Source organism: Moorena sp. SIO3I6, assembly GCF_010672095.1.
The window spans coordinates 1-1,644 of sequence record NZ_JAAHHU010001128.1; the positions used below are offsets into that span (position 1 = coordinate 1).

The 1,644-nt window shown below is 43.1% G+C and carries 2 protein-coding genes and 1 pseudogene; 1 reads left to right on the top strand and 2 read right to left on the bottom strand.

Going from position 1 to position 1,644, the window contains the following annotated elements:
• A pseudogene (locus F6K49_RS46865) lies at positions 1 to 299 on the top strand (hypothetical protein); the annotation flags it as partial.
• Positions 300 to 411: 112 nt separating this feature from the next.
• On the opposite strand, the gene F6K49_RS46870 reads toward F6K49_RS46865, so the two are convergent.
• Together F6K49_RS46870 and F6K49_RS46875 are read right to left on the bottom strand one after the other, a co-directional pair.
• Complete coding sequence (locus F6K49_RS46870) at positions 412 to 534, bottom strand: hypothetical protein (RefSeq protein ID WP_293063437.1); 123 nt, start codon at positions 532 to 534, stop codon at positions 412 to 414.
• A 467-nt stretch (positions 535 to 1,001) separates the two neighbouring features.
• On the bottom strand, positions 1,002 to 1,256 hold the full coding sequence (locus tag F6K49_RS46875) for a hypothetical protein (RefSeq protein WP_075902663.1): 255 nt from the start codon (positions 1,254 to 1,256) through the stop codon (positions 1,002 to 1,004).
• Positions 1,257 to 1,644 lie beyond the last annotated feature (388 nt).

Genomic DNA, 1,644 nt, shown 5'->3' on the forward strand with positions numbered 1-1,644 from the left:
CTCGCTTTTTTAGATCCGATGCCACCGGTCGCACCAGCGGTGGTTTGTTCTCCCTAGATGGCATTCACCCCACTACCATTGGCTACGGTATCGTTGCTCAAGAATTGATCACTATGATGCAGCAACAAGCTGGTGTCAAGTTTTATCGCAAAGACGGTCGCACAGAGCGTCATGATCCAGTCAAGATCAATTTCCAGCGCCTGATTGCTCTAGATACCCTGATTTACGACCCACCGAAATCTTTATCCAGTAGTCTGAAATGGCTCGATTGGCTCGATCAGAACTTGCAGATTTTCTAGGGCTTAGCTTCCGGCAAAATTCATCCCACATCTCAATGCTACGCCATGAGTTTGGGATGAATTTTGCACAGGGTATCCATGGAATTGCTATATATTCTAGCAATTATCATAGTTATGAGGTACACAATTTCGGTATTTTAGGGAACAGGTAACAGCGGATCACCGGAACAGAGAAGAGAGAAGAGAGAATAGGGAATAGGGAATAGGGATGCGCTACCTCAATACTGTACCTCATAACTGCGATAAACGCTATATGTACTGATAAACAAAGCCGAACGCGCCCCGCGTGGCCTACGGCCTTAAATGCTGGGCAAGTCAGCACAACAGTCTTAAAAAAAAACACCAATAAAACAGAGCGGCAGGGTTTGAATTACCGCAAGAAAAGTTGAGCCATTGAGCGCGATAGGTTATGAGTAATAGTTTTAATTCACATCAAATAAGGCTCCACTTTTCAAGGTTTTTTCTCCACTCAGGTTTACACTAGCCTTTTTTCAAGGCAAGGATGATACCTGCGATCGCACTACCGGATTTCATCCCATTACCCTAACATCGCTTTCTCATCCCCACCGAACCATTTTAATTTATAAATTAATATACGGGTTTCTTAGGCTACTCCGTAAACCCTGAGCATCGAAGTCACTGGGAACTTTGCTTGTTTGTATCATCTTCCGGAGCTTTCCTCTCAGCTGACTAAGACTTAAGTCATTGCGCCATACCTCTATAAATAGCCTGAGCAATTTCCTTACCCATGTCTGTGGGATTGTGGGTTTTAGTTAAGTTTAAATTCACGGGTACAGTGGGAATATTGGTACTATTTTGCCAATTTCGAGGTAGTCCCTTCACCTTAAGCAAACGGGATAATTCTGCTTCCACCGCTGCTTGTAAGCGTACCCGTTCTAGTCTATTCAGGTCAATTCCTTCTATGCTTAGCTCTGGGATTTTAATGGTAATGTTCATCTAGGGAGTAGGGAGTAGGGAAAGGCAAGAGGCAAGAGGCAAGAGGCAAAAGGCAAGAGTTAATCAACTCTAGAGGTATTTTGGGTTATGTAAAAAACGGTAATCAATAAATACTAGATATAACTCTGCCCAATTATATAAATTTAATTATTTACTGACCCTAATTTCAGCACTTTAGCTATCCTTACTTATACTAACTCTGTCAACTAACTCTGTCAAAACGATATAAGTGTAGACTTAATTATCCCAAATAATTACCGTTTTTTACCTTGCCTAAAATTCCGATTCCCGATTCCCGATTCCCGATTCCCGATTCCCGATTCCCGATTCCCGCTTCCCGATTCCCGATTCCCGATTCCCGATAGATCGGCAGCGCCCACGTCTGAAC

What these genes read in the sequence shown, in the direction of transcription:
- F6K49_RS46875 (WP_075902663.1), bottom strand. Translation starts at nt 1,256, where the DNA reads ATGAACATTACCATTAAAATCCCAGAGCTAAGCATAGAAGGAATTGAC.
- F6K49_RS46870 (WP_293063437.1), bottom strand. Translation starts at nt 534, where the DNA reads ATGAGGTACAGTATTGAGGTAGCGCATCCCTATTCCCTATTCCCTATT.